At 72.2% G+C, this 23,614-nt stretch carries 21 protein-coding genes; 4 read left to right on the forward strand and 17 right to left on the reverse strand.

All coding sequences use genetic code 11. The features are described from left to right. Window positions 1-15 precede the first annotated feature (15 nt). Window positions 16-1,362 carry a diaminobutyrate--2-oxoglutarate transaminase gene (locus tag OHA86_RS09165; protein WP_329182329.1) on the reverse strand — a complete coding sequence of 449 codons (1,347 nt, stop codon included), beginning with the start codon at window positions 1,360-1,362 and terminating at the stop codon, window positions 16-18. A 286-nt stretch (window positions 1,363-1,648) separates the two neighbouring features. On the opposite strand from OHA86_RS09165, the gene OHA86_RS09170 reads away from it, so the two are divergent. Beyond that, the gene (locus OHA86_RS09170) at window positions 1,649-2,815 is read left to right on the forward strand and encodes a trypsin-like serine peptidase (RefSeq protein ID WP_329174019.1); all 1,167 of its coding nucleotides are present in this window, start codon (window positions 1,649-1,651) and stop codon (window positions 2,813-2,815) included. Window positions 2,816-2,919: 104 nt separating this feature from the next. Here OHA86_RS09170 and hflX read toward each other — a convergent pair whose 3' ends face one another. The 5 genes from hflX to miaA all read right to left on the reverse strand — a co-directional run bounded on the left by hflX (window position 2,920) and on the right by miaA (window position 9,615). Further along, window positions 2,920-4,416, reverse strand: a complete 1,497-nt coding sequence (gene hflX, locus OHA86_RS09175; RefSeq protein ID WP_329174020.1) for a GTPase HflX — start codon at window positions 4,414-4,416, stop codon at window positions 2,920-2,922. 260 nt (window positions 4,417-4,676) lie between these two features. Continuing rightward, on the reverse strand, window positions 4,677-6,887 hold the full coding sequence (locus OHA86_RS09180; RefSeq protein WP_329174022.1) for a RelA/SpoT family protein: 2,211 nt from the start codon (window positions 6,885-6,887) through the stop codon (window positions 4,677-4,679). A gap of 196 nt (window positions 6,888-7,083) precedes the next feature. Continuing rightward, window positions 7,084-7,992, reverse strand: a complete 909-nt coding sequence (gene dapF, locus OHA86_RS09185) for a diaminopimelate epimerase (RefSeq protein WP_329174023.1) — start codon at window positions 7,990-7,992, stop codon at window positions 7,084-7,086. 42 nt (window positions 7,993-8,034) lie between these two features. Continuing rightward, the gene (locus OHA86_RS09190; protein WP_329174024.1) at window positions 8,035-8,586 is read right to left on the reverse strand and encodes a hypothetical protein; all 552 of its coding nucleotides are present in this window, start codon (window positions 8,584-8,586) and stop codon (window positions 8,035-8,037) included. A 105-nt stretch (window positions 8,587-8,691) separates the two neighbouring features. Then, window positions 8,692-9,615 (reverse strand): tRNA (adenosine(37)-N6)-dimethylallyltransferase MiaA, encoded by a 924-nt coding sequence (gene miaA / locus OHA86_RS09195; RefSeq protein WP_329174026.1) that lies wholly within the window; start codon window positions 9,613-9,615, stop codon window positions 8,692-8,694. A gap of 204 nt (window positions 9,616-9,819) precedes the next feature. On the opposite strand from miaA, the gene OHA86_RS09200 reads away from it, so the two are divergent. Beyond that, a complete protein-coding gene (locus OHA86_RS09200; RefSeq protein ID WP_329174028.1) occupies window positions 9,820-10,056 on the forward strand; it encodes an antitoxin in 237 nt (78 codons plus the stop codon). Window positions 10,057-10,171: 115 nt separating this feature from the next. On the opposite strand, the gene OHA86_RS09205 is transcribed toward OHA86_RS09200, so the two are convergent. Next, entirely contained in the window at window positions 10,172-10,891 is a 720-nt protein-coding gene (locus tag OHA86_RS09205; RefSeq protein ID WP_329174030.1) for a class III extradiol dioxygenase subunit B-like domain-containing protein, read from the reverse strand. Between the two features lie 65 nt (window positions 10,892-10,956). Further along, a complete protein-coding gene (gene miaB / locus OHA86_RS09210; RefSeq protein WP_329174032.1) occupies window positions 10,957-12,456 on the reverse strand; it encodes a tRNA (N6-isopentenyl adenosine(37)-C2)-methylthiotransferase MiaB in 1,500 nt (499 codons plus the stop codon). Between the two features lie 201 nt (window positions 12,457-12,657). Between miaB and OHA86_RS09215 the strand changes: the two genes are divergently transcribed. Further along, on the forward strand, window positions 12,658-13,674 hold the full coding sequence (locus OHA86_RS09215) for a TAXI family TRAP transporter solute-binding subunit (RefSeq protein WP_329174034.1): 1,017 nt from the start codon (window positions 12,658-12,660) through the stop codon (window positions 13,672-13,674). A gap of 99 nt (window positions 13,675-13,773) precedes the next feature. Here OHA86_RS09215 and OHA86_RS09220 read toward each other — a convergent pair whose 3' ends face one another. Together OHA86_RS09220 and OHA86_RS09225 are read right to left on the reverse strand one after the other, a co-directional pair. Continuing rightward, a complete protein-coding gene (locus OHA86_RS09220) occupies window positions 13,774-15,204 on the reverse strand; it encodes a sensor histidine kinase (protein WP_329174036.1) in 1,431 nt (476 codons plus the stop codon). Window positions 15,205-15,230: 26 nt separating this feature from the next. Next, window positions 15,231-15,986, reverse strand: a complete 756-nt coding sequence (locus OHA86_RS09225; protein WP_329174038.1) for a response regulator transcription factor — start codon at window positions 15,984-15,986, stop codon at window positions 15,231-15,233. A 387-nt stretch (window positions 15,987-16,373) separates the two neighbouring features. Here OHA86_RS09225 and OHA86_RS09230 point away from each other — a divergent pair, with 387 nt between their 5' ends. Beyond that, window positions 16,374-18,080 carry an FAD-dependent monooxygenase gene (locus OHA86_RS09230; RefSeq protein WP_329174039.1) on the forward strand — a complete coding sequence of 569 codons (1,707 nt, stop codon included), beginning with the start codon at window positions 16,374-16,376 and terminating at the stop codon, window positions 18,078-18,080. A gap of 48 nt (window positions 18,081-18,128) precedes the next feature. Here the strand turns inward: OHA86_RS09230 and recX are convergent, their stop codons facing one another. From recX to OHA86_RS09265, 7 genes are all read right to left on the reverse strand, one after another. After that, the gene (gene recX / locus OHA86_RS09235; RefSeq protein WP_329174042.1) at window positions 18,129-18,800 is read right to left on the reverse strand and encodes a recombination regulator RecX; all 672 of its coding nucleotides are present in this window, start codon (window positions 18,798-18,800) and stop codon (window positions 18,129-18,131) included. Further along, window positions 18,718-19,836 (reverse strand): recombinase RecA, encoded by a 1,119-nt coding sequence (gene recA / locus OHA86_RS09240; protein WP_329182331.1) that lies wholly within the window; start codon window positions 19,834-19,836, stop codon window positions 18,718-18,720. Before recA ends, recX begins: the two co-directional genes overlap by 83 nt. A gap of 215 nt (window positions 19,837-20,051) precedes the next feature. Continuing rightward, complete coding sequence (locus OHA86_RS09245; RefSeq protein ID WP_329174044.1) at window positions 20,052-21,191, reverse strand: AI-2E family transporter; 1,140 nt, start codon at window positions 21,189-21,191, stop codon at window positions 20,052-20,054. A gap of 188 nt (window positions 21,192-21,379) precedes the next feature. Further along, complete coding sequence (locus OHA86_RS09250) at window positions 21,380-21,574, reverse strand: DUF3046 domain-containing protein (RefSeq protein ID WP_329174045.1); 195 nt, start codon at window positions 21,572-21,574, stop codon at window positions 21,380-21,382. 43 nt (window positions 21,575-21,617) lie between these two features. Next, a complete protein-coding gene (locus OHA86_RS09255) occupies window positions 21,618-21,947 on the reverse strand; it encodes an AzlD domain-containing protein (RefSeq protein ID WP_329174047.1) in 330 nt (109 codons plus the stop codon). Continuing rightward, window positions 21,944-22,702 carry an AzlC family ABC transporter permease gene (locus tag OHA86_RS09260; protein ID WP_329182333.1) on the reverse strand — a complete coding sequence of 253 codons (759 nt, stop codon included), beginning with the start codon at window positions 22,700-22,702 and terminating at the stop codon, window positions 21,944-21,946. Before OHA86_RS09260 ends, OHA86_RS09255 begins: the two co-directional genes overlap by 4 nt. A 24-nt stretch (window positions 22,703-22,726) precedes the next feature. Beyond that, window positions 22,727-23,575, reverse strand: a complete 849-nt coding sequence (locus OHA86_RS09265; RefSeq protein WP_329174049.1) for an AraC family transcriptional regulator — start codon at window positions 23,573-23,575, stop codon at window positions 22,727-22,729. Window positions 23,576-23,614 lie beyond the last annotated feature (39 nt).

The following is a 23,614-nucleotide window of genomic DNA, read 5'->3' on the forward strand; positions in this document are numbered from 1 at the left end:
TGCCGGATGCGGGCGTCATGCGGCGGCCCCCGGCGCGCCGGCGCAGGCGGCTTCCATGGCGCCGGCGAAGCGTTCGAGTACGGTCTCGGCCTGCTCGTCGGTGATGGTCAGCGGGGGCAGCAGCCGGACGACACTGCCGTGCCTGCCGCCGAGTTCCACGATCAGGCCGCGGCGCAGGGCCTCGCGCCGGACGCGCGCGGCGAGGTGCGGTGCGGCGGGCAGCACGCCGCGGTCGTCCCCTTCCGCGTCGGTGTCGACGATCTCGACGCCGATCATCAGGCCGCGGCCCCGTACGTCACCGATGCAGGCGTGGTGCGCGGCCAGTTCCCGCAGGCGGCCAGCCATGTGCGCGCCCATCGTCCCGGCGCGTTCGTGCAGGGCGTGCCTGCGTACGAAGCGCAAGGTCGCGGTGCCCGCAGCCATGGCCAGCTGATTGCCGCGGAAGGTCCCGGCGTGGGCTCCGGGCAGCCAGCCGTCCAGTTCCTCGCGGTAGACGATGACGGCGAGCGGCAGACTGCCGCCGATGGCCTTGGACAACACCATGACGTCGGGCACGATGCCGCTTCTTTCGACGGCCCAGAAGGTGCCGGTTCTGCCGACCCCGGTCTGCACCTCGTCCACGATCAGCGGGATTCCGCGGTCCGCGGTGATCGTCCGCATACGCCGCAGCCAGGTATCGGGCGCGGGGATCACCCCGCCCTCGCCCTGCACCGCTTCGAGGAGCATCCCGGCGGGCGGCTGCACCCCGCCCTTGGGGTCGTCCAGCAGATGCGCGGTCCAGCGCGCGGCCAGCTCGGCGCCCCGCTCCCCGCCGATACCGAATGGGCAGCGGTAGTCGTACGGGTACGGCAGCCGGGTGACCTGCGTGTCGGGTCCGTGCAGGGCGGCGCGCACCGCCGTGTCACCCGTTGCGGCGAGTGCCGCCGCGGTCATGCCGTGGTAGGCGCCGGAGAAGGCCAGCAGCCCGTCGCGCCCGGTGGCGGTCCTGGCGAGTTTGATGGCCGCCTCGACGGCATCGGTGCCGGCGGGCCCGCAGAACTGGATCCGGCCGTGCTCGGCGAGTGCGGGCGGCAGCGTCTCGAACAGGGCCGTGGTGAAGGCGTCCTTGACCGGGGTCGCGAGATCGAGCACATGCAGCGGCGCACCGGAGTCGAGGACGCCTCTGATGGCCTCCAGGACGACGGGGTGGTTGTGCCCGAGAGCGAGGGTCCCCGCTCCCGACAGACAGTCCAGATAGCGGCGGCCGTCCGCACCCTCGATCGTCATGCCCCGGGCGCGGACAGGGACCACGGGCAGCGAGCGCGCATAGGTGCGGGCGGCCGACTCGCGCTGTGCCTGTCTGCGCAGGATCCCCTCCGCCACCGTGGCGCCGCCGTCGTCGTATCCGTCGGCTGGCGCCGCGAGATGTCCCGGCGCGCTCGAAATGGCCGCCACGTGCTGTCTCCTCCGAGTCGCTTGCAGTCGGTTCGTCCCCCGTCCGTACTAACGACGTGGTGACGGACCGATCACGGGCCGCGCACAGAACTTTCCCGGCGGAACCGGTGAGCGGCCGGTGACCGTCCCTCACACCGACGGCGTTCCCGTGCGCCGTCCGTGCCGGCAGGCAACAGCACGTCGGGCACGCGGACTTCGTGGGGGGCTCACGTTCATGTCATCGATACGTCGGTCGTTGATGGCGGCTGCGGCAGCTGTGGTGCTCGTGGCCACGGCAAGTGCGTGCGAGTCGTCGGACGCCGGGGGCGACACCAAGCCCACGTCGGCGCGGTCGACGACGGCGAAGCCGAAACTCGACCTCTCCCTTCCGACGTCGCTGCCGACCAGCCTCGCCGACCTGAAGAAGTGGGAGCAGGCGTACAAGGACGGGGCCTGGAAGAACTGGGACCGGTCCCAATGGCTGCGCAAGGCGGCGGATTTCGTCAACCCGGTGATCGACGGGCTGTGGAACGACGACCGGATGAAGGGCGCAGACCCGGAGGACAAGAATGTCCCCGCCGACGTCCCGGCCGACCAGGGCCAGACCGACCGGGCGCCCTCGCCGGTGGCGGCGCGGGCGGCGGCGACGCCTTATCACCAGAGCGCGCCTGATGTCGGGAAGCTGTTCTTCGACAGCCCCAAGGGCTCGATGGTCTGCTCGGCCACCGTGGTCCAGGACCCGGCGCACCCGGGCAAGTCCAACCTGGTCTGGACGGCGGGCCATTGCGTGCACGCGGGAGCGGAGGGCGGCTGGTACCGCAACATCGCCTTCGTGCCCGCCTACAACGACTCCGGCAGGAGCGCCGCCGCGCTCAAGGGTGCCAAGCGCGACGTGCTCGCGCCGTACGGGGTGTTCTGGGCCGACGGTGCGAGCACGTCGCAGCAGTGGATCGACACGGGGGCAGAGTCGGGCGGCAGCGGCTCGCCGTACGACTTCGCCGTGCTGCACGTGACGCCCGAGAAGGGCGGCAAGTCGCTGGAGGAGACAGTGGGCTCGGCCATGCCGGTGTGGTTCGACGCCCCGCCGGCGGCGCAGGTCGGCACGCTGAACGCGTGGGGATATCCGGCGGCGTCGCCTTATGACGGTCAGCGGATGTACAACTGCGCGGACAAGCCCGGGCGGCTGTCGCTCGACGCGCAGCAGCCGACGGAATACCGCATCGGCTGCACCATGACGGGGGGTTCCTCCGGCGGGGGATGGTTCGCCAAGCGGCCGGACGGAACGACCGCTCTGGTCAGCAACACCTCGATCGGCCCGGTGAAGGCGACCTGGCTGGCCGGCCCGCGGCTCGGCGCGGATGCCAAGAAGGTCTTCGACGCGGTCAGCAAGAAGTTCAGCTGAGCGATCGCCGCATGGGTAAGGCCCCGTCTCCGGGAGACGGGGCCTTACCCATGCGGCGCCGGTCGTGGCATCGGGCGGCGGACCGCGATGCCGCGCCGGGTCGGTCAGTGGTGCGTGGCGAGCGTGAACGGGGCCAATTCCGCCGCCATTTCCTCGTGCACCCGGACCTTGAGCAGCGTGCCGTCGCCGGTGTGCTCCTCGGAGAGCACCTCGCCGTTCGCATGCACCCGGGACACCAGCCCCCCGTGGGTGTAGGGCACCAGGGCCTCCACCTCCACGTCGGGGCGCGGCAATACGTCGTCGATCATCTGCAGCAGCACGTCGATGCCCATGCCGGTGCGTGCCGACACGGCGATGGCGTTCTTCTCGTTGCGCAGCAGGCGCTGGAGCACCAGCGGATCGGCCGCGTCCGCCTTGTTGATCACGACGATCTCGGGCACGTCCAGCGCGCCGACATCGCGGAACACCTCACGGACCGCGGCCAACTGCTCCTCGGGCACCGGGTGGGAGCCGTCCACCACGTGCAGGATCAGGTCGGCGTCGCCGACCTCCTCCATGGTGGAGCGGAAGGCCTCCACCAGATGGTGCGGCAGGTGCCGTACGAATCCGACGGTGTCGGCGAGGGTGTAGAGCCGCCCGCTGGGCGTCTCCGACCGGCGTACGGTCGGGTCCAGCGTGGCGAACAGTGAATTCTCCACCAGGACGCCGGCACCGGTCAGCCGGTTGAGCAGCGAGGACTTGCCCGCGTTGGTGTAGCCGGCGATGGCCACCGACGGCACCTTGTGGCGCTTGCGCTCCTGGCGCTTGAGGTCGCGGCTGGTCTTCATCTCCGCGATCTCCCGGCGCATCTTGGCCATCTTCTCGCGAATACGCCGCCGGTCGGTCTCGATCTTGGTCTCACCGGGGCCACGGGTGGCCATGCCGCCGCCGGACGAGCCGGAGCCGCCACCGCCCATCTGCCGGGACAGCGACTGGCCCCAGCCCCGCAGCCTCGGCAGCATGTACTGCATCTGGGCGAGCGAGACCTGCGCCTTGCCCTCACGGGACTTGGCGTGCTGGGCGAAGATGTCGAGGATCAGCGCGGTGCGGTCGACGACCTTGACCTTGACCACGTCTTCGAGATGGATGAGCTGGCCGGGGCTCAGCTCACCGTCGCAGACGACGGTGTCGGCGCCGTTGTCCAGCACGATGTCCCGCAGCTCCTGCGCCTTGCCCGAGCCGATGTAGGTGGCCGGGTCCGGCTTGTCGCGGCGCTGGATGACGCCGTCCAGGACCAGGGCGCCCGCGGTCTCGGCGAGCGCCGCGAGTTCGGCCAGCGAATTCTCGGCGTCGTCCACGGTGCCAGAGGTCCAGACGCCGACGAGCACCACGCGTTCCAGCCGCAGCTGGCGGTACTCGACCTCGGTGACGTCCTCCAGTTCGGTGGACAGTCCCGCGACCCGGCGGAGCGAGGCCCGCTCGGAGCGGTCGAGCTGATCGCCGTCCCGCTCCTCGTCGATGTGCGTGCTCCAGGCGACGTCCTCTTCCATCAGGGCGTCGGCCCGAAGGCTCTCAGGGAGGCGCTGGCGGTCGTTCGAAGAGGAAGAAGAGGAGGAGGTCATCGGATCCTTAGGTCGTACGGTCAGGGTCCGGCACGCGTTCGCGCCGTCACTACGATGGTCGCACGCCGGACCGTCGCGGTCACGCGGGTTTCCCCGCGAGTGCGCGCAGCACGCAGACCACCCGTACGGGTGAAGCGTGCCGGGAACCGCCCCTCGCGACCACCCGTTCACTCAGAGTAATCATCGAGACCGGCCAAACCGGTCGATGACAGATCCGAGGAGTGAGTGCGGTGCGTAAGTGGAGGACAGCAGCGAAGCGGTCAGCCGCGGCCCGCGGCGACGGCGGGCTTCGCGCGGTAGACGTCGTAGACGCCGGGTACGGCCCGCATGGCGCGCATCAGTCCGGCGAGAGCCTGGGGGTCGGGCAGTTCCACCGTGTAGGTGTGCCGTACGCGGTGCTCCTGCGGCGGTTCCACCGCGGCCGAGACGATGCCGACGCCCTCCGTGGCGATCACCTCGGTCAGGTCGGCGAGCAGTCGCGGGCGGCTCAGCGCCTCGGCGAGCACCGTGGCGCGGTAACCGCCGGCCGGAGTGCCCTCCCGCCACCCGACGGGTACGGGGGTCCGGCCGGTCGCGATCATCCGGGCGGTGGTGAGGCACTCGGTGCGGTGGACGGTCACGGCGCCGCCGCGAATGACGAAGCCCGTCACCGCGTCGGGCGGGACGGGCGTACAACAGCGGGCCAGGCGCACCACGGCTCCCGGCAGGTCGGTGACCGCCACCGGCTGCCCGGCCGGCGCGCCGCCACCTGCCCGGGCAGGTCGAAATGCCGGGGCGGCGGCGGGCTGGTCGTCGTCCGCCGGTGCGGGGTGCAGTGCCAGCCAGCGGGTGATCGCGATCCTGGCCGCCGGGGTGGTGGCGTGCTCGAGCCAGTCGGCGGCCGGGCGGGAGGCGGTGGCGTCGTCCAGCAGCAGTTGAAGACTGTCGCCGTCGCGCAGCCGGGTGCCCAGTGGCGCCAGCCTGCCGTTGACCCGGACGCCGATACACCGGCGGCCGGCCTCACCGTGCACGGCATAAGCCGCGTCGACACAGCTGGCCCCTGCGGGCAGCCGGATCGTGCCGGAGTCGCCGCCGCCCTGCGCGGTGAAGACGGTGATCTCACGGTCCTGCGCGAGGTCGTCACGCAGCGCGGTCCAGAAGGTGTCGGGGTCGGGCGCGTCGCGCTGCCATTCGAGCAGCCGGGCGAGCCAGCCCGGCTGGGTCGGGTCGACCCTCCCCCAGACCTCTGCCGCTGCGGACCCCGGCGCCGTCCGTCCCGCACCGCCGCCCGCGGCGGACAGCGGCGTGCCGTCGGGGGACGGCAGGTGCTCGGCGGTGGCGTGCGGGTCGCCGAGGGCGATCACTCCGGCCTCCGCCACCCGGTGCATCTGGCGGGTGCGGACCAGGACCTCGGCGATCCGGCCCCGGTCGTCGGCGATGGCGGTGTGCAGCGACTGGTAGAGGTTGAATTTCGGCGCGGCGATGAAGTCCTTGAATTCGGCGATCACCGGGGTGAAACAGGTGTGCAGCTCGCCGAGCACGGCGTAGCAGTCGGCGTCCTCGCCGACCAGGACGAGCAGCCTGCCGAAGTCGCCGCCGCCGAGGTCCGCACCGCCGCGCTTGAGCAGCAGACGGTGGACGGAGACCGCATGCCGCGGCCTGATGGCCACTTCCGCCGCGATGTCCGCGTCGCGCAGCACCTTGCGCAGGTCGTCGGCAATCGTGGCCAGCGGGTCGGGCTGCTGTGCGTTGGCGGCGATCATGGCCTGGGTGCGGGTGTATTCCGCGGGGTGGAGGATCGCGAAGACCCGGTCCTCCAGCTCGGTCTTGAGCGCCTGCACCCCGAGCCGCTCGGCAAGCGGGATCAGCACGTCCCGGGTGACCTTGGCGATCCTGGCCTGCTTGTCGGGCCGCATCACCCCGAGGGTGCGGACGTTGTGCAGCCGGTCGGCGAGCTTGATCGACATCACGCGTACGTCGCTGCCGGCGGCCACGAGCATCTTGCGGAAGGTCTCGGGTTCCGCGGCGGCGCCGTGGTCGACCTTCTCCAGTTTGGTGACACCGTCGACGAGATAGGTCACCTCGGCACCGAAGTGCTCGCGCACCTGATCCAGCGTCACGTCGGTGTCCTCGACGGTGTCGTGGAGCAGCGAGGCCGTCAAGGTGGTGGTCTCCGCACCGAGTTCGGCCAGAATCAGCGTGACGGCCAGCGGATGGGTGATGTACGGCTCGCCGCTCTTGCGCGTCTGGCCGCGGTGCGAGGACTCGGCGAGCACATACGCCCGGCGCAGCGTCTCGACCGCTTCCGGTCCGGCCTGCGGATGCCGGGCGCGGTGGACCTTGATGAGGTGTTCGATGGCGCCGGGCAGCCGGTCCCTGGTATTCGTGCCCAGCAGTGCGGCCCGGCCGAGCCGGCGCAGATCGATGCGTCGCAGTCCGCGTCGGCGGGCCTCTGCGGCGCGCTCGGCGTCCACCGCGTTGTCTGCGCTCATCGGCACCTCCGGCAGCATGGACCGGCTGCGGAAGCCCTCGCACGACCCGCGGGGCCGCGCCGGTGATTGATGCTACCGAGCCCACCACGTGCGGCTGTCACGCTCTCGCCGAGAGTGATCCCCATCACCCGTTCGAGGGACGGTGTACGGGGATTCCTGGCGGAATGAGCCGGGTAACGGATTGGCGTGGGGGGAGTCAGCGGGCCGGGCGGAGGGCCGCGGGACCGGGTTCGAGGACTCCTTCGGCGACGATGACCGCGGGACCGGTCATCTCGATCCGGCCGTCGGTGTTCTCCGTGACCACCAGTCGGCCGCCGGGGACGTCGACGGTGTAGGTGACGGGGCGGCCGGTGTCCGCGGGGTCGAGGCCGTCGCGGCGGGCGGCGGCGACCATGACGGCGCAGGCTCCGGTGCCGCAGGACCGGGTCTCTCCGGAGCCGCGCTCGTGGACGCGCATGGCCACGTGGCGGGGCCCGCGATCCACGACGAATTCCACATTGGTACCGGCGGGGTAGGCCTCGGCGGGCGTGACGACGGGTGCCCGGAAGAGGTCTCCGGCTTCGTCGAGGTCGTCCACGAAGACGACGGCGTGCGGGTTGCCCATGTTGACGTTCACCGCGGGTCGGCTGCGGGCGCCGACCGTGACGGTGACGGCTCCGTCGGGCAGGACCGCGCGGCCCATGCCCACGGTGATGCCACCGGGGGCACCGTCGTCGCCGTCCTTGGCGATGTGGACGTCGCGCACCCCCGCGCGGGTGGCGACGGCCAGGTCGCCGGCGCCGACGAGGCCGGCCCGCTGGAGGTAGCGGGCGAAGACACGGACGCCGTTGCCGCACATCTCGGCGATGCTGCCGTCGCTGTTGCGGTAGTCCATGAACCACTCGGCCCGGTCGGCGAGCGCGGCGGCCTCGGGGTGGGCGGCGGAGCGGACGACGCGCAGCAGGCCGTCGCCTCCGATCCCGGCGCGGCGGTCGCACAGCCGGGCCACCTGGGCGGCGGACAGGTCGAGCAGACCGTCCGGGTCGGGGACGATCACAAAGTCGTTCTCGGTCCCGTGGCCCTTGAGGAAGGTCGAAAGGGCGGCGCCGTGGTGCGTGTCAGTCACATGTCGATCGTACGCGGACGGCCGGGCGGGCGGCGCGGGCCGTCAGCGCAGCCGGGCGACGCGCCAGACCGCCAGCACGGCGAGCAGGACGATCACGGCGGCGTAGCCGGCGACGAACCGCCAGTCGACCCGGGCGCCCGACCCGCGGGCAGGCAGGCCCGGCCAGGTGTGGCCGACCCGGCGGGCCGCCATCAGACCCCAGCCCGCGGAGCAGCCGCAGAGCAGCAGGCCGAGCATGGCGACGACCGGACCGGCGTCGCCGGATTCGAAGGCGAGAGGAAAAGCGAACATGAGAGATCCGCCCACCGCGAGCGCGATGATCGGAGCGAGCTGCCAGATCCTCAGCCGCCGTTGCGGTCGCAGTTCGCCGAAGGACTGACCGCCGTCGAGCGGCAGAACGGCGTCGATCGAGCCCAGCGGATCGAGGGGATCGAGCGGGTCGCCGAGGGCGTCCAAGGTCTCCAAGTGCACCAGTTCGTCGACGGGTTCCGCGTTTCCGACCGGGACGCCGTTGATCTCCTGTGACGCATGGGACTCGTAGGAGCCCGCTGCTGGGTCGCGCCCCTGGGGGGTGTCGCGTGGGCCGGCTGCCATCGCCACGCGCCCTCCCAAGTCTCCGACACCGTAGCTAGATGCTCGATGATGGCACGCTGGAAGGGCTGTTCCTGGACGCCGGAGCGTCCCGATGCCATCACGTGATCAGGCTGTGACCGCTTCTTCGAGCAACGTCAGCGCGTGGTCGGTGAGTTCCTCGCCCTGGGCGGTGAGCCAGTGCACACGCCCGTCACGCCTGAACCACGAATCCTGCCTGCGTGCGAAACGTTTCGTGGCCCGCACCGTCTCGGCGCGGGCCTGCTCCTCCGTGCACTCTCCGGCGAGTGCGGTGAGCACCTGCTGATAGCCGAGAGCGCGGGAGGCGGTGCGGCCCTCCCGCAGTCCGACCGCTTCCAGGGCGCGTACCTCGGCCACGAGACCGGCCGCCCACATGCGGTCGACCCGCAGGGCGATGCGCTCGTCGAGCAGAGGCCGGGGGATGCCGACTCCGATCTGCACGGTGTCGTAGACGGACTCCAGCGCTTCGGTCCGGGGCAGGTTGGCCGTGAAGGAGCGGCCGGTGATCTCGACGACCTCAAGGGCGCGGACGATCCGCCGGCCGTTGCTGGGCAGGATCGCCCGCGCGGCGGCCGGGTCGACGGCGGCCAGCCGGGCGTGCAGGGCGCCGGGGCCGCGCATGTCGAGTTCGGCCTCCAGCCGGGCGCGGACGGCGGCGTCGGTGCCCGGGAATTCCAGCGGGTCGATCGCGGCGCGGACATACAGCCCCGAGCCGCCGACCAGGACCGGGACCCGGCCCACCGCGTGCAGGCGGGCGATCTCGGCGCGGGCCAGCCGCTGGTAGTCGGCGACGTTGGCGGCCTGCGTCACGTCCCAGATGTCCAGCAGATGGTGCGGCACGCCCTGGCGTTCGTCGGCCGGGAGCTTGGCGGTGCCGATGTCCATGCCGCGGTAGAGCTGCATGGAGTCGGCGTTGATCACCTCGCCGCCCAGGATCCGGGCCAGAGCGACACCGAGATCCGACTTTCCGGCCGCGGTGGGACCGACGACGGCGATCACACGGTTCTTCACGGTGCCAGTCTCCCAAAGATCCGGCGCCGGATCTTTCACGGTCCCCGGTCCCGGCACCGGGGACTGGCGGCGCGCATTCGCGGCGGCGCGGGTATCGTCTGGAGAGAAGGGCATTTTGCGATGCTTGCGCTGTTTTGCGGCCGCCCGGTCGCTGGATGGCGAGGTCGCCGCCCTGATCGCGTCATCTTCGAGGGAAGGTGCCAGATGAGCTTCATGGACACGCTCAAGGACAAGCTCGGCATGGCGAAAGGCAAGGCCGGCGACCTCGCCGAGCAGCACGGCGACAAGGTCGACTCCGGGATCGACAAGGCGGCGAAAACCGCCGACTCGAAGACCGGTGGCAAGTACAGCGACAAGATCGACACTGGCGCGGACAAGGCGAGGGACGCCGCGGGCAAGCTGGGCGACAAGGGCGGCCGGGGCACCGGCGACTCGCTCTGACGCCGGCACCCGGCGGAACGCCGCATCCGCCGCACGGCGGCGGGTAGACGGCGAGTGAGACCGGACAGCCGCGGAATTCCACCTTCCGCGGCTTGTCCATGTGCGACGCGCCCGGTCAGCTCCAGGCGGCGACGACATATCCCACGCCGTAGGGAGCCGCCTCGTACAGCAGCTGTCCGCCGAGGCCGGTACCTCGCGCCGCGCCGGCCAGCAGTTGCCAGGGCGCCCGGCCGGCCGCTTGGAGCTGCTGCGCCAGCTCCGCATCGAGCCCCGCCAGCGCTTCGATGTCCGCGGCGGCGAGCGCGGCCCCGACAGCCGCGTCGAAACCCTCCGCCCGCTCGTCCAGATAGCCTGGAGCCTTGACGGAACGGCACGCGCTGCCGTCGCCCATCACCAGCAGGGCGACCCGCCCCGCCGACGCGGCAATGTCCCGCCCGGCAGCGGCGCAGCGGTCGGGTGCCAGCTGCTCCCCCACCCCCAGCCCCTCCAGCGGGCCCGCTTTCCAGTCCCGCAGCAGCCACGCTGCGACTGCCAGCGACGGCGGCAGCGCCCGTAGGTCGTTTGCGCCGCCACCGGAATCCGCCGCCATACCGAGCCGTACGTCCATCGCGACGCCGAACGGGCGGAAGGAGCCGCGGGCGCCCGCGGGAAAAGGGACGCGGCCCGGCACGTCGGCCGGTCCCACGGCGACCAGCAGGTCGGGCCGGGACGCGGACAGCACGCCGACCGCGTCGGCGCAGGCGTCCCGCAGCGCGTCCAGTTCGGGCGCGGCTCCGGCTGCCACCTCGGGTACGAGCAGCGGCGGGCAGGGGCAGACGGCAGCGGCGACCAGCATGATCGACACCTTACCGCCGGTACCGGACGGTGACTCCCGGTCCTCCGCGCCGCTCCGAACCGGCCTCAGCCGGCCGCGCAGCCACCCGTGGCGGCCACCGGTCCCGCGGTCCCGGCAGCCGGTGCCCCGATCGTCGGCAGCCCGAGCATCACACCGACCGGCTGCGGCGCAGGAGCCGCGGTCCGCCGCTCCCAGGCGTCGCCGGCCCGCGTGCGGCGTACGGACAGCGCGGGGCGCTCGGCGAGCAGGTGGTGCGGGGCTGCATAGGTGATCTCGACGGTCACCATGTCGCCAGGCCTGGCCTGCCCGCCCTCGGGACGCTCGAAGTGCACGAGCCTGTTGTCGGGCGCGCGCCCGGACAGCCGGCGGGTCGCGTCGTCCTTGCGGCCTTCGCCCTCCGCGACCAGCACCTCCAGGGTGCGGCCGACCTGGGTCTTGTTCTGCTCCCAGGAGATCTCCTCCTGGAGCGCGACCAGGCGCTCGTAGCGCTCCTGGACGACGGCCTTGGGGATCTGGCCGTCCATGTCGGCCGCGGGGGTGCCGGGCCGCTTGCTGTACTGGAAGGTGAAGGCCTGTGCGAAGCGCGCCTCGCGCACCACGTGCAGGGTCTGCGCGAAGTCCTCCTCGGTCTCGCCGGGGAAGCCCACGATGATGTCGGTGGTGATGGCGGCGTCCGGCATCGCGGCACGCACTTTCTCGATGATGCCGAGGTAACGATCCTGCCGGTACGACCGGCGCATCGCCTTCAGCACCCGGTCGGAGCCCGACTGCAGCGGCATGTGCAGCTGGTGCATCACGGTCGGGGTCTCGGCCATCGCAGCGATCACATCATCGGTGAAGTCGCGGGGGTGCGGGGAGGTGAAGCGGATGCGCTCAAGGCCCTCGACCGCGCCGGTGGCCCGCAGCAGCTTGCCGAACGCCTCGCGGTCACCGATGTCGGAGCCGTAGGCGTTGACGTTCTGGCCGAGCAGGGTGACCTCGATGACGCCTTCGGCGACCAGTGCCTCGACCTCGGCCAGCACATCGCCCGGCCGCCGGTCCTTCTCCTTGCCCCGCAGGGCAGGCACGATGCAAAAGGTGCAGGTGTTGTTGCAGCCCACGGAGATCGCGACCCACGCGGCATACGCGGACTCGCGGCGCGAGGGCAGCGTCGAGGGGAAGGTCTCCAGCGACTCGACGATCTCGACCTGGGCCTCTTCGGCGATCCTGGCCCGTTCCAGCAGCACAGGCAGCTGCCCGATGTTGTGCGTGCCGAACACGACATCGACCCAGGGCGCCCGCTTCACGATCGTGTCGCGGTCCTTCTGCGCCAGGCAGCCGCCCACGGCGATCTGCATGCCGGGCCGGGCGGCCTTCTTCGGCACCAGCTGGCCGAGGTTGCCGTAGAGCCGGTTGTCGGCGTTCTCCCGCACCGCACAGGTGTTGAAGACGACGACGTCCGCTCCGTCGGAGCCCGCCGGCGCCCGTACATAGCCGGCGCCCTCCAGCAGGCCGGACAGCCGCTCGGAGTCGTGGACGTTCATCTGGCACCCGTAGGTGCGGACCTCGTAAGTACGCGCGCTCATAACAATCCCCCAGAGTACGTGGTTCCCGGGCCGTGACGCTCCGTCTTGCCGCTGTCTTGTGCAGCCGTCGAGAGCGCGGCCAATTGCCGCGCCTTTCGCCTCCTCCGTCGCCGGCCCGCGGGCGCCGCCCGTACCCGCGGGAGCCGCCCGGTATTCGGCCGCCCTTCCGCGTATCACCGCAGCCTGGCAGGATCGCGGGGCATGGACCTCCCCCGCCCCGGTGTGCTGTGGCCGCAGGGCCGCCGCGCCCGGCGCCGGCGGGCGCTGCAGACCGTGCTGGCCGCCGCGTCGGCGCTCGCACTGCTGGTCTGGTGGCTGGTGCCGTCCGGCGGGCCCGGCTATCCGCGTGCTCCGCTGTCGTTTGCGACAGGCGTCGCCAACGGGGTCTACGAGAAGTACGGGATGCTGCTGCAGGGGGACCTGCGCACCGCGCTGCCCGGGGTCGATGTGACGCTGCAGCACACCGAGGGATCGGTCGACAACATCAAGCGGGTCGCGTCGGGGCGGTCCGACTTCACCATTGCGGCGGCCGACGCCGTGGCAAGTTACGACGGCCCCGGCAAGTCGGACCTGCGCGCGGTCGCGCGGCTCTACGACGACTACATGCAGCTGGTCGTGCCGTACGACTCCCCCGTCCACTCGATCCGTGACCTGCGCCACCTGACGGTCGGGGTCGGGCAGGCCGACTCCGGGGTCAACCTCATCACCCGCCGGCTGTTCACCGCGGCGGGCATGGAAATGGACAGGGACGTGACGGCGGAGCCGGTCGGCATCGACCAGGCGCCCGCGATGCTGCTCGACGGCCGGCTCGACGCCTTCTTCTGGTCGGGCGGGCTGCCGACCGCCGCGGTCGCGGCAATGACGTCCCCGGTGGCACGGATCAAGCTGGTGCAGCTCGGCGACCTGGTGGCGCCGCTGCACGCGCTGGGTCCCGACATGGCCTACTACCGGCAGGCGGTCATGCCGGCCGACGCCTATCCCTCGGCGCAGGGCGGCAAGGCGGTGGCGACCATCGCGGTGGCCAATCTGCTGGTCACCACCGACCGCGCGGACGCCGGGCTGGTGCAGCGGCTGACCCGGGCGGTGATCGACAGCCGGGACGCCATCGGCACGGTCGTGCACGCGGCCCAACTGGTGGACCTGCGCACCGCGGTCTTCACCGATCCGCTGCCGTTGCACGTGGGCGCGGAACGCTACTACCGCTCGGTAAAGCCGTAGAAGCTGTGGAAACTGTGGAAGCTGTGGAAGCCAAGGTGACCGCGCCACCCGCGGAAGCCGTACATGTCAGGGCCGTCGCCATGTACGAGCGGTCCGCCGCTACGTCGCCACCACCGGAGCCGTGCGCGGCACGGTGAGGGTGACCTCAAGGCCGCACGGATCGTGGTGGCCGTACCCGATGGCGCCGCCGCTCTGGGTGAGCAGGGCCCTCGCAATGGACAGACCGAGCCCCGAACCCTGCACGTTCTGATGCCGGGCGCTGCGCCAGAAGCGGTCACCGATCCTGGGCAGCTCGTCGTCCGCCAGCCCGGGGCCGCTGTCGGCGACCACGACCCTGGCGCTGTCGCTGTCGGCCGCCACCACGACGGTGACGGCGGAGCCCGCAGGGGTGAATTTGATCGCGTTGTCCAGCACCGCGTCCAACGCGCTGGACAGGGCGACGGGGTCGGCCCACCCGGTCACCGCGGAGCCGACGGGCGGCGCGCCGAAGTCCATGACGACGCCCGCCCGGTCCGCGACCGGCCGCCAGGCGGCTGTACGGGTGCGGGCCATGGCCACGATGTCCACGGCCACCAGATGGCTGCCGGAACTCTCGGCGACCGCGAGGCCCAGCAGATCGTCGAGCACCTGGGCCAGCCGCAGCCCTTCCTCCTTGACCGACTCGGCCTCCGTATGCCCCTCGGGCAGTTCGAGGCCGAGGAGTTCGATCCGCAGCAGCAGCGCCGACAGCGGATTGCGCAGCTGGTGCGAGGCGTCGGCGACGAAGGCGCGCTGCTGGTCGAGCACGGCCTCGACGTTGTCGGCCATCTCGTTGAACGAACGGATCAGGCGCCGCAGTTCCGGCGGCCCGCCGGCCGGCCCGACGCGGGATTTCATCCGGCCGGTGGCGATGTCGTGGGTGACCCGGTCCAGGGTCGCCACCGGCAGCAGCACCCAGCCGGTCAGCCGCACCGCGCACAGCACGGCGATGACCATGGCCGCGAGTTCACCCGCCGCCAGCAGCATCCAGCCGTGCAGGATGCGGGACCGCAGGGCGCCGGTCGGCGAATCGGTGACGACGACCGCCACCACGTCGCCGTCCCGCACGATCGGCGAGGCAATGGCGAGCCTGCGGTGCTGCCAGGGCCACACCTGCGCCGGGTGGTGCGCGCGCCGGCCCAGCAGCGCCGACTCATAGGCGTCGTAGAGTTCGCCTTCGGCGGGCAGCTGCCAGCTCTTGGGAGCTGTGGCCATCGCGGTGCTGTCGCGGTAGAAGACGCCGGCGCTGATGCCGTAGAGCTGCTCGTATCTGGCGAGTTCCGTGCGCAATGTGTGCAGCCTTTCGCCGTCCACACTGTCCACGAGGGACTTCTGTTCGTCGCGAGCGGTGACGAACTGCGCCAGCGCGGCGAAGCGCGTGGTGTCGTCGATCCGGTCGACGACGACGCGCTGCTGCTGCGCGGCGGCCAGGCTCGCGGCCAGCGGGATGCCGAGGGCCAGCAGGACACCCGCCATCAGCACGATCAGCAGCGGGAGCAGTCGGGTGCGCATGGTGCGGGACCTCGGCCGGTCGCGGGTCAGCCGGCGGACGGCACGACGAGCCGGTAGCCGACCCCGCGCACCGTCTCGATCATGGCCGGGGTGCGCAGCTTCGAGCGCAGGGACGCCACATGGACCTCAAGGGTGCGGCCCGTACCCTCCCACGCGGTCCGCCACACCTCGCTGATGATCTGCTCCCGGCGGAAGACCACCCCGGGCCGCCCGGCGAGCAGCGCCAGCAGGTCGAACTCCTTTCGGGTCAGCACGATCGGGTCGCCGTCCACGGTGACCCGGCGGCTGGGCAGTTCGATGGCGATCGGGCCGAGCAGCAGCCGGGTGCGCTGCCCGGCGGGTTCGGCGGTCTGCGCACCCGCGGCCGGCCCACCCCCGGGACCCGGGCCGGGCGGAGCGAGGCCGGCGGGACTGAGCGGCAGACGGCGGCTGACAGCGTGGATACGGGCGATCAGTTCCCCGGTGTCGTAGGGCTTCACGATGTAGTCGTCGGCGCCCAGGTTCAGACCGTGGATCCGGGACCTGACATCGGCACGGGCGGTGACCATGATCACCGGAGTGGCGGTCCGGCGCCTGATCCGGCTGCACACCTCGAAACCGTCCTGGTCGGGCAGGCCGAGGTCCAGCAGGACGCAGTCGAAGGAGGGCCCGCCGTCGGGCAGCAGCGCCTGGATCGCCTCCTCGCCGCTGCGGGCGTGCCTGACGTCGAATCCGTGCTTGCCGAGGAGTGCGGAGACGGCCGCGGCAACCCGGTCGTCGTCCTCCACCAGCAGCAGCCGCATCTGTGGTCTCCTCCTTCTGTCCGGCCACGTCCGGCCCGGCCCGGTCGGGCCCTGTGGGGTGCGTCCGGCTGTCCTGCGGCCTTCCCGCGGCCGGCGGCGGCCTGAGGCGGCCGGTCTGCCCGTCACCGGTCCGCCGTGCGGCCGGGGGCCGCATTTCGGCCCCCGTGACCGAATCCACGCTGATCGGCCGGGGGTGCGTCAAGGGGGTACCGGCTCACGGTGCCGACCGTTACCGAGCCGGTACGCGTCACGGGCGCCGTCCGGTGCGTACGGCATGCGCCCGGTGTGCTGTCGGCGCACCGCGCCGACGCGCGACTGTCGCTTGACGTGGGCAGGCGCAGTGGGTTGCATACGCTTTGTGACCGCACTTCTTCCGGGGGCAGCTGAGTGGACCCGGTGATCGTCGCGGGGGCAGGCCCTGTGGGCCTGACCCTCGCCCTCGCGCTGGCCCGCCGCGACGTCCCCGTCATCCTCCTCGACGAGGCGGAGGTGATCGCCGACGCCGAGGGGCTGCGGCGCTCGCGCACCGCCGTGCTCGGTCCGGCAGAAGTCGCGCTGGTCGAGCGGCTCGGCTGTCCCGCCGTCCGCGAGGACGGCGCCGCCTGGACCGGCTGGCGGACCGTACGCCGGCGCGACGAGGTGGCGCGGATCGACTTCGGGGCGGACGAGGCCCCGGTGCACATCGCGCAGCACCGGCTGGAGAACGGCCTGCGGCAGGCGCTGCTCGGCTGCGGCTCCGTCCGGATCGTGGCGGGCTGCCGGGTGGACGCGCTGGAGCAGGACGGACGCGGGGTCACGGTGCACACCAACGGCTCGCACGACACCTGGTGGCGGGGCAGCTATCTGGTGGGCTGCGACGGCCCGCGGTCGACGGTCCGCAAGCTGCTGGGGGTGCGTTTCCCGGGCCGCACGGCGGTGGACCGGCACGCTGTGGCGGTGGTGCGCGCCGACCTTCCCGAGCCGGGCGTGGCCCTGCTGCACCGGGACCCGCCGGGGGCGCCGGCCGGGCAGGAGGTGACGGCGCGGCCGCTTCCCGAGGGGTTGTGGCGGCTGGACTGGCTGCTGCCGGTGCAGGCGCGTGCGCTCACCCCTGACGCTCTGGTGGAGCGGCTGCGCGGCACGCTCACCGCGTGGTGCGGCAGCGTCGTGCCCTACGAGGTCGTGGGCTCCGCCGACTACTCGGTGCATCAGCGGCTGGCCAGGCGGTGGCGGTCCGGCCGGGTCTTCCTTGCCGGGGACGCCGCACACCTGATGGGGGCGCTCGGGGCGCAGAGTGTCGAGGAGGGGCTGCGGGACGCCGAGAACCTGTGCTGGAAGCTGGCCCTCGCGTGGCACGACGGCGCGTCCAAACTCCTGCTCAACAGTTACGAGGCCGAGCGGCGCGGCGCGGTCGGCGCCCGGCTGCGGGCCACCGACCAGGTGCTCCCGATGCTCCGGGCGAGCGGTGCCTGGCAGAACGTACGGCAGTCGCTGCTGTCGGGGTCGACCCGCGGGCAGGCGGAACTGCTGACCGACAGCCACCTGGGGCGGGGGGCGGCAGCCGCCTCCCGGGTCTACGGGCGTTCGCCGCTGGCGCTGCCCGCGCCGCGATCGGGCGGGGGCAGGTCCGGGGCGTCGCCGCTGGTGGCGGGGTGCGACACGCCGCCGGGCGGCCGGGTCAGCGATGTGCAGGTGACGGCGCTCGACGGTACGGTCGGGCGCCTGCGGGACCGGCTGGGGCGGGGGCTGGTGGTGGTCCTGATCGCGCCCGGCACCGGGGTGTGGGAGAGCAGGCACTGGCTGACGGCCGGGCTGATGCCCCGGCTGGCGTCCGCGGTCGCCGCGCTGCCCACTCCGGCGGAACTGCTGGTGGCCGAGACCTACCCGGGTGCGACGGCGCACAGTGTGCTGCTGATCCGGCCGGACGGCCATCTGGTCACGTCCATGGTCGGCTGCCGTCCGGCGGAGCTGTACTCCTATGCCGATCTGGCTCGCGGCGGTCCGCCGACCTCGGCCGAGGGGGACGGCCCGGACGCCGACGACCAGCACGATGACGCCCGAGAGGCCCCGGGGAGCGGCGCGGCGGGTACGCGGGTCAGCGGGCGTACGCGGTAGGCCGCGGCCGGTGCGGGCGCCGCTCTGCCTGCCTGCCCGGCCGCTCGGCTATTCCCATGCGTCCTGTCCCTCGACGCCGGGCCGCAGCTCGGCGTCGTCGTCGTCCTTCTCCTGCGCGAGGGCGTCGCGCACCACTCTCAGTGCCAGCCCCTCGCCGTATCCCTTGCGTGCGAGCATTCCGGCCAGCCGCCGGATCCGCCGGTCCCGGTCAAGGCCGCGGGTGCCGGACAGTTTTCGCTGTACGAGGGCCCGTGCGGTCTCCTCCTCCTGCTCGGGGTCGAGCAGGCCGACGGCCTCGGTCACCAACTCGGCGTCCACCCCGCGGTGACGCAGTTCCTGGGCGAGTGCCCGGCGGGCCAGGCCGCGGCCGCGGTGCCGTGACTCCACCCAGGCGTTGGCGAACGCCTGATCGTCAATCAGCCCCACGTCCTGGAAGCGCTCCAGGACGTGTTCGGCGACCTCGTCGGGGATCTCGCGCTTGCGCATGGCGTCGGCGAGCTGCCGGCGCGTGCGCGGCGTCCCGGTGAGCAGGCGCAGGCACAGTGCCCGCGCCTGCTCCTCGGGATCGAGCGGCGGCTCTTGCGAGGCCCTCGACTCGGAAGAGCCGCCGCGCTCCTGGGTTCTGCGCGCCATGGCGTCAGGCCTTGGCAGCGGTGGCCTTGGCAGCCTTCTTCGGTGCCGGAACCTCGGCCTTGGCCGGCGCCGCGGCATCTGCCGCATCGGCGCCCGGCTGGGCCGCCGGTGCCGCCTCGACCTTCTTCGGCACGCCGACGCCCAGCTTCTCCTTGATCCGCTTCTCGATCTCGTCCGCCAGGTCCGGATTGTCCTTGAGGAAGTTGCGGACGTTCTCCTTGCCCTGGCCGAGCTGGTCGCCCTCGTACGTGTACCAGGCGCCGGACTTGCGGACGAAGCCGTGCTCGACGCCCATGTCGATCAGACCGCCCTCACGGCTGATGCCGTGGCCGTAGAGGATGTCGAACTCGGCCTGCTTGAAGGGCGGCGCGACCTTGTTCTTGACGACCTTGACGCGCGTGCGGTTGCCGACCGCGTCGGTGCCGTCCTTGAGCGTCTCGATCCGGCGGATGTCGAGCCGGACCGAGGCGTAGAACTTCAGCGCCCGGCCACCGGTGGTGGTCTCCGGCGAGCCGAACATCACACCGATCTTCTCGCGGAGCTGGTTGATGAAGATCGCGGTGGTCTTCGACTGGTTGAGCGCGCTGGTGATCTTGCGGAGCGCCTGGCTCATCAGCCGGGCCTGGAGGCCGACGTGCGAGTCGCCCATCTCGCCCTCGATCTCGGCCCGCGGCACGAGGGCTGCCACGGAGTCGATCACGATGAGGTCGATGGCGCCGGAGCGGACCAGCATGTCCACGATCTCCAGCGCCTGCTCGCCGGTGTCCGGCTGCGACAGCAGAAGGTTGTCGGTGTCCACGCCGAGGGCCTTGGCGTAGTCGGGGTCGAGGGCGTGCTCGGCGTCCACGAACGCCACGGTGCCGCCGGCCTTCTGCGCGTTGGCCACCGCGTGCAGGGTCAGCGTGGTCTTTCCTGAGGACTCGGGGCCGTACACCTCCACCACCCGGCCGCGCGGCAGTCCGCCGACGCCGAGGGCCACGTCCAGCGCGGTCGACCCGGTGGGGATGACCTCGATGGGCTCATTCGGCCGGTCGCCGAGGCGCATGACCGCGCCTTTGCCGAACTGCCGTTCAATCTGCGCGAGCGCGGCGTCGAGCGCCTTGTCGCGGTCGTTTCCTGCCATGGGCTCCACCCGGGATGTCTGGTTCGATCGCTTCACGTCCACGACGCTAGCGCCTGCCACTGACAACGCGCCCGGACGTCGCTCCGGCCTGTGGATAACTCGGGCGGTTCCGACCAGCGGTTCCGGTCCGAATCCTTGCCGCCGACCCGGGAATCCGTCCGGCGCTTACATAAGAATGGATGTTCGAATTCCGTGTCAAGCGACCCGCCGGGGCGTCAGGCCCGGGGATCGGTCACCTCGTAGCGCCGCACGTAGGCCGCGAAGAAACCCTGGAGTGTGGCGGTCACGGGAATCGCGATGAGGGCGCCGACCGCGCCGAGCAGGGCGGTCCCCGCGATGACCGAGCCGAAGGCGACAGCAGGGTGGATGTCCACGGTGCGCGCGGTGATCCGCGGCTGGAGCAGGTAGTTCTCGAACTGCTGGTAGACCACGACGAAGCACAGCACCCACAGGGCGTCCCACGGGTCCTCGGTGAACGCGATCAGGACCGGCAGCGCGCCCGCCAGATAGGTGCCGACGGTCGGGATGAACTGCGAGACCAGTCCGACCCAGACCGCGAGCGCGGGCGCGTAGGGCACTCCGAGCACCTGGAGCAGGATGTAGTGCGCGATCCCGGAGATCAGCGCCATCAGAGCGCGGGAGTAGAGATAGCCGCCGGTCTTGGCGACCGCGATCTCCCAGGCCCGCAGCACCTCGGACTGGTGGGCGGGCGGCAGCACGGAGCACAGCGCCCGCCGCAGCCGCGGGCCGTCGGCGGCGAAGTAGTAGGTGAACAGCAGCACGGTGAGGATCTGGAACACGGTGCCGATGACGGTGGCCGACAGTCCCCACACGCTGCTGGCGCCGTTCGCGAGGTAGGTGCGCACCCAGTTGGAGTGCAGGACGTTGTCCCTGAGATCGCCGGTGTCGAGGTGCGAGTGGAAGGTCTTGTTGATCCACACCACGACGTCGTCCACGTACCGCGGCAGATTGCGCACGATGGTGCTGATCTGATCGACCAGCAGCGAGCCGAGCGCCAGGACGAAGCCCGCCGCCGCGATCAGGACCACGAGGATGACCAGGCCGGTGGCCAGCCCGCGGCGCACCTTGCGGGTGGCCATCCAGTCCACCGCGGGCTCGATGGCCACGGCGCAGAAGAACGAGATCAGCACGTTGACCAGCAGTCCGATGAGCCGGTCGAAGGCCCAGTGCGCGAACTGGTAGCAGGCGATGAGCGCGAGGGTCAGCACCACTGCGCGCGGCAGCCAGCGCGGCATACGGGCGCGGGGCGCGCGCGGCGTGTCGGGCGGTCCGGGTCCGTCGGGGGGCGGCGCAGGAGGCGTGGCCGGATCGGGGGTGTCGTCGCTTCCTGCCACGCGCCAAGTGTCGCCCCGCCCGGGGGGAAAGTCCTGATATATCGACTCATTCGGCGCAGCAGGTGCGCCGGCTGCGGCTCCGGCGTGGCCGGCCGGACAGCGCGGGGCGTCCGGCCGGCGGCGGGTCAGCGCCGGGCGGCGGCGGGTCAGCGCCGGGCGGCGGCGGGTCAGCGCCGGGCGGCGGCGGGTCAGCGCCGGGCGGCGGGTACGTCCATCGCGGCGCACACCGCACGCCAGACGTCCTTGGTCTCCCAGCCGTCGTCCAGCGCCTGGTGGACCGTACGCCCGCCCAGTTCCGCCATGACATGGTCACGTGCGAAGGAGTCGGCGTAGGCGTCACCGAAGTGGGCGCGCATTCGTTCCCAGAAAGTCGTCAACCGCATGGCTGCCAGTATCGCGCGCCCGCCGTGCGGATCCCGCCCGCCGTCACCATGCGCCGGACAGCGCGCGTACCGCCGCGGTGACGAGCACCGCTGCCGCGATCACCACCAGGAACGGCGCCCGCAGCAGCACCGCGACCCAGGCGGCCGCGAGCCCGGCGGCGCGCGCGTCGACGGCAAGGCGCAGCTGATCGGTCCCGAAGGTCTGCAGTGCGGTGAGCGCGGCGAGCAGCGCGATCGGCACCAGGGCCGCGAGCCGCTTGACCAGCGGTCGTTCCAGCACCCCTGCCGGTACGGACAGACCCAGCAGTTTCACGGCGTAGCAGCCTGCCGCCGTCACGGTGATCGCCATCCAGGTGTTCGCGCCTGTGCTCATTGCCGCGCCTCGTCCTTCGCCGGTCCGGCAGGTGCGGTGCCTGCTCCGCCGCGGCCTCGGCCGCCGGCCGTCAGCACCAGTGGCGCGGCGAGGGCGGCGACCAGCACCGGCACACCGGCCGGCAGCAGGGGCAGCCCCGTCAGCGCGAGGGCCACCGCCAAGGCCGCGACGGCGCGTTCTGTACGGCCTTTGACCATGGGGGCCAGCAGCGCGAGGAAGACGGCGGGACCGGCCGCGTCCAGGCCCCAGGCCGCGGGGTCGCCGAGCGCCGAGGCGCCCAGCGCGCCGAGCAGGGTGGTGAGATTCCACAGCACATACAGGCTCGCACCGGTCACGGTGAAGCCGAGCCGGGCACTGGCCCGGTCACGCTGGGCGAGCGCCACCGCGGAGGACTCGTCGATGACCCATTGCGCCGCCAGTGGGCGCAGCACCGCGGGCAGCCGCAGGAGCTGGGACAGGCGGAGTCCGTAGAAGGCGTTGCGGGCGCCGAGGAAGAGCGCGCCGGCCGCCGCCGTGAAGGGGCTGCCGCCCGCGCCGAGCGCACCGACCAGGGCGAACTGGGACGCGCCGGTGAAGACCAGCAGGGACAGTACGCAGCTCTGCAGCACGGTGAGCCCGGCGCCGGCCGAGGTCACGCCGAAGGCGAAACCGGACAGGCCCACGGCCACACCGACGCCGAGGGCGTCGCGGACCACGCGTGAGCGGGACGAGGAGGGAAGTGGGGACGATGGCCGGTCTGCGGCCCGATCGGGTATCGGTGGTGCGGTCACCCGCCCAGGCTAGGAAGCACCCGGCGCCAGGTCTTGTACGTTCTTGCGCTCGCGTTGGTACGCACCCGGCGGGACGCCGACGATGCGGGTGAAGTGGCGGTTGAGGTGCGGCTGGTCGGTGAAGCCGACAGCGGTCGCGGCGGTCGCGGGCGCGACCCCCGCCTCCAGCAGCTGGCGGGCGGCCTTGACGCGCTCGCCGGTCAGCCAGGCGTGCGGGGGCAGTCCGTAGACCGCCTTGAACGCCCGCAGCAGGGCGAAGGGGCTGGTGCCGAATTCGGCGGCGAGCTGTTCCAGGCTCGGCGGTTCCGCGAGCCTGGCCGTCAGCATCTCCCGTGCCCGGGCGGCGACGTCCCGGCCGCCCTGACGGCCCCGAGCGGCGACCGGTCCTGCACCGTGCCGGGTGAGCAGGCGGGCGACCAGGAGCCGCAGGCACGTGTCGGCCGCCAGCGCGTTGTCGCGCTCCGCGGCGGCGTGGACATCGGCGATCATCCGGGCCGTGGCGGGGTCGTGCAGGACGGTGGTGGTGAAGGCCGGGGTGCCGCGCGGCAGGGAGATCTCGGCGGCCACCGCGGCGACGACCTGCCGGGTGGGGTAGAGGACACGGTAGGCCCAGCCCTCCTCCGTGCCCGCGTAGGCCGTGTGCGGGGTCTCGGGGTTGATCAGGACGACACCGCCCGTACCGGCCCGCTCGGCCCCGTCCGGCAGCCCGATGCCCTCGACTCCCCCGGTGATCGCGGCGATCACATAGCCGTCATGGGCATGTCGGGGGAAGGTGTGCCGGATGTAGCGGGCGTGCAGCAGATCCACCCCCGGCAGCGCGGGGTGCTCCCAGTGTCTGGCCTGCTCGCGCGGGATCATGAGGCCATTGTGGCGTGGCCGCGCCAGGAGTTATCCACA

The organism is Streptomyces sp. NBC_01477 (assembly GCF_036227245.1).
Lineage (GTDB): Bacteria > Actinomycetota > Actinomycetes > Streptomycetales > Streptomycetaceae > Actinacidiphila.